The sequence below is a fragment of the Streptomyces sp. SID1328 genome, assembly GCF_009865595.1.
Lineage (GTDB): Bacteria > Actinomycetota > Actinomycetes > Streptomycetales > Streptomycetaceae > Streptomyces > Streptomyces griseoluteus.
Genome location: NZ_WWKH01000737.1, coordinates 1 through 3,682, shown reverse-complemented (window position 1 = coordinate 3,682; position 3,682 = coordinate 1). Strand labels below are relative to the sequence as shown.

At 72.8% G+C, this 3,682-nt stretch carries 4 protein-coding genes; all 4 read right to left on the bottom strand.

What is annotated here, in order from left to right; translation table 11 throughout:
• Window positions 1–1,413: copper resistance protein CopC (locus GT030_RS23760; protein ID WP_161202839.1), on the bottom strand; the 1,413-nt coding region annotated here is incomplete at its 3' end.
• A gap of 13 nt (window positions 1,414–1,426) precedes the next feature.
• The gene (locus tag GT030_RS23755) at window positions 1,427–1,879 is read right to left on the bottom strand and encodes a copper chaperone PCu(A)C (RefSeq protein WP_161202838.1); all 453 of its coding nucleotides are present in this window, start codon (window positions 1,877–1,879) and stop codon (window positions 1,427–1,429) included.
• Complete coding sequence (locus GT030_RS23750) at window positions 1,876–2,577, bottom strand: SCO family protein (protein ID WP_161202837.1); 702 nt, start codon at window positions 2,575–2,577, stop codon at window positions 1,876–1,878. Before GT030_RS23750 ends, GT030_RS23755 begins: the two co-directional genes overlap by 4 nt.
• An 89-nt stretch (window positions 2,578–2,666) precedes the next feature.
• The gene (locus tag GT030_RS23745) at window positions 2,667–3,413 is read right to left on the bottom strand and encodes a YcnI family protein (protein WP_161202836.1); all 747 of its coding nucleotides are present in this window, start codon (window positions 3,411–3,413) and stop codon (window positions 2,667–2,669) included.
• Between the last annotated feature and the right edge of the window lie 269 nt (window positions 3,414–3,682).

Below are 3,682 nucleotides of genomic sequence, written 5' to 3'. Positions count from 1 at the left end.
GGGGTCGGCGGGAGCCTCACCCTCGGCGGGCGGCCCGGTCTCCCCGGCCTCGGCGACGGCAGCACCGGACGGCACGGTGGCGGCGAGGGGCGCCTGCTTCTCCGCCTCGGCGTGCGGGGCGTCCACGGCTGCCTCGGGCGCCTCTTCAGCCGTCCCCTCGTCCGCGAGCCTCCCCGTCCACCGCCGGGAGATCCACGCCAGCCCCACCATGACCGCGACAAGCCCCAGCTTGACCAGCAGCAACTGCCCGTAGCGGGTGTCGGTGAAGGCCGACCACGAGCCGAGCTGACGCCAGGACTGGTAGACACCGGTGGTCACCAGGGCCAGTAGGGAGCCGAAGGCGAGCCGGGAGAAGCGCCGCACCGCACCCGTGCCGAGCGGGGTGTCGGTGGGTGCCCGGTACAGGGCGACGAGCAGCGCGGTCAGTCCGCCGAACCAGCAGGCGACGGCGAGCAGATGCACGATGTCGACCGGCATGGCGATCCCCGGCTGGAGCCCGGTGGACGCGTGCTCGGCCATCGCCCAGCTCGCCGCGAGCCCGGCCCCGACGACGATCCCGCCGATGGTGAGCCCGAAGCCCAGGTCACGCCGCTCGGCGGCCGCGTCCTCGTCGGCCCCCTCCTCTTCTTCCCGCCGCGCGTACGCCCCGAAGAGCACCGCGACGAACAGCGCGGCGGCGGCGAGCAGCAGCAGCCGGGAGACCAGCGCGGCCCCGGTCTTGGTCTGGAGCACCTGCCCGAGGAGGTCGAGGTCGAAGACGTCCCCGAGCTTGCCGGAGGAGGTGTACGAGCCCCGGAGCAGCAGCAGCCCCAGCGTGGCCGCGGTGAGCGTCAGCCACCCCCCGACCACGAGCCGCTGCAGCGCCCGTACCCCCGCGCCCTGCCGCCAGCAGGCCAGCACGAAGGCGGCGCCGCCGACCAGCACGATGAAGCCCGCGTAGGACAGGTACCGCCCGACGGCGTACAGCCAGCCCACGGCCCCGTCGCCCGCGCCCGCCCCCGTGTCGGAGACGACCGTGCGCGAGGGCGCGCCGATGGAGAAGGTGTAGGCCCCGGCGACGGGGTGGCTGTCGGCCGAGACCACCTGGTAGGCGACGGTGTACGTGCCGTCCGCCAGCCCGGTGTGCAGGCGTACCGCGTAGGTGGTGCCGCTGACGTTCGCCGGTTTGCCGGACTGGACCGGCTTGCCCTTGGGGTCGAGCACACGCAGCGAGTTGTCGCCCATCGCCACCTGCTCGGAGAAGGTGAGCGAGATCTGGGTGGGCGCCCGGTCGACCACCACCCCCTGCGCGGGGTCGCTGCCGGTCAGCGCGGCGTGCGCGGAGGCGGGCGCGGCGCCCGCGAACAGCGCGCCGGTGACGGCGAGGAGCAGCAGTACCAGGGTGCGCAGCCGGGGGGTGATGGTCCGCGTCAAGATGGTCCCTCCCTCAGTGTCCGGTCGACGGGTTGTACGTGGCGGACCGCACCGGCATCTCGACGGTGAGCGGACCGGACCGGGCGAAGCCCAGCTTGAGCTTGACGGTCTGGCCCTGACGCGGCTTCTGCTTGAGCTGCTCGAACATCAGGTGGTTGCCGCCGCTTCTGAAGACGAGCCGGCCGTGCGCGGGCACCGCGAAGGAGGTGCGCTCGGCCATGGTGCCGCCGCTGGTGCTGTGCATGGTGACCCGGCCGATGTCGCTGCTGACCGAGGTCAGCTCGTCCTGCTCGCCGCCCTTGTTGGTGACGGTGAGGAAGCCCGCGGCCATGTCGGCGGCGACCGGCTGGGGCATGTAGGTGGCGCTCACCGACAGCTCGGGCTCACCGGCCCCCTGTCCGGAGCCGCACCCCGCGAGGGCGAGGGCGGCGGCGAGGGCGGTGACGGGCAGTGCGGCCCGCTTCACGGCTTCGCCCCGCGCACGAGCTTGGGCAGGTCCTTGGTCCAGTCGTCGACGGTGGCCTCCTCGCCGTAGAGGACGTAGCCGCCGTTCGTCTTCGGGGAGAAGGCGATGACCTGGGTGCCGTGGACGGAGACGGTCTTGCCGTTCTTGTCCTTGCTGGTCGGCTCGACGGAGATGCCGAGCGAGCGGGCGCCCGCCTGGATGGTGGCGAAGTCGCCGGTCAGCCCGGTGAAGCGCGGGTCGATGCTCTTGAGCCAGGTGCCCAGCTCGGCCGGGGTGTCGCGGCCGGGGTCGGTGGTGACGAAGACGACGCGCAGGTCGTCCTGCTCGGCCTTGGGCAGCGCCTTCATGGCGACGGCGATGTTGCTCATCGTCGTGGGGCACACGTCGGGGCAGTGAGTGTAGCCGAAGTAGACGAGCGTCGGGTGGCCCTTGGTCTCGGCCCGCAGGTCGTACTTCTTGCCGTGGGTGTCGGTGAGGACCAGGTCGGGCTTGGCGAAGGGCTGGTCGAGGACGGTGGCGGCCTTGCCGGAGCCGCCCTCCTCGGAGACCACGGAGACGGGCGAGGAGGCGGAGTCGTCACCGCTGCCGCAGGCGGACAGGGTGAAGGCGGCGGCGGCCAGCAGCGCGGCCGCGGCCAGGGTCTTCTTGCGCGGAGAAATCGGAGAAATCGGAGAAATCAGAGAAAGCGGAGAGAGCATGGAGAGATGTCCCGGGGGGTCGATAACTCCCGCGCGCACCGGGGCCGTACCGGGCGGGCACGGCCCCGGTGCGCGCGGATCAGTTGAGGTCAGGCGGTGCGGCGACGGCCCGCGAGGACGCCGTAGGCCACGCCCACGACGCCGATCACGATGCCGACGACGCCGAGCACGCGGGCGGTGGTGTCGGTGCCGTCGTCGGAGTCGGCGGCCGCCTCCTGGTGGGCGTCGTCCTTGTCGCCGCCCTTGGCGTCGGAGTCGGCGGCAGCGGCCGTGCCGTGGTGGTCGTCGGTCGCGGCGGACAGCGCCAGCGTCGGGGCGGGGTTCTCCGGCTCGTCCTGGCCCTCCTGCGGCACCTCGATCCAGCGGACGACCTCCTTGTTGGAGTACGTCTGGATCGCCTTGAAGACGAGCTGGTCGGTGTCCTCGGGCAGCGCGCCCAGCGAGAGCGGGAACTTCTGGAAGTAGCCGGGCTCGATGCCCTTGCCGTCGGCGGTCCAGGTGACCTTGGTGACGGCCTCGCCGATCTTCTCGCCGTGCATGGTCAGCGGCTTGTCCAGCTTGGACTTGGTCACCTTCACGCTCCAGCCGGGCACCGGCTGCGGCATGACGGAGGCCAGCGGGTGCTCGGCGGGGAGGTTGACCTCGACCTTGGTGGTGGAGGCGTTGTCGCGCTCGTTGGGCACCTTGAAGTCGACGGTGGCGTAGCCGCCCTTGGCCGCCGTGCCCTCCGGCTGCACGGAGACGTGCGCGAAGGCGGGGACCGACACGGCGAGGACGGTCGCGCCCGCCACGGCGACGGCGGCGGTGACACGGGAGGCGGTGCGGGAGATCTGCATGCTGGGAAAACTCCGCTCTTGAGCGAGATCCGGTGCTGAGCCCGGTGACGGTGAGGGGTGCGCGGGGCGCGTAGGAGAGGCGCACGCGCGCGTGCCGCGCGACGACGGCCCCTCCCCTTCTCGTACGTACGGGAGCGGTGGTCGCGTCAGGCGGCGAGACGGAACGCGTCGGCGGGCGGGCCGCGCCGGATCACCGAGTGCTGGAGCGCGGCGGCCTGCGGGACCGGCGCCTCGTCCCGCTCGGTGCGGCGCAGCCGCGGGGCGGGTCC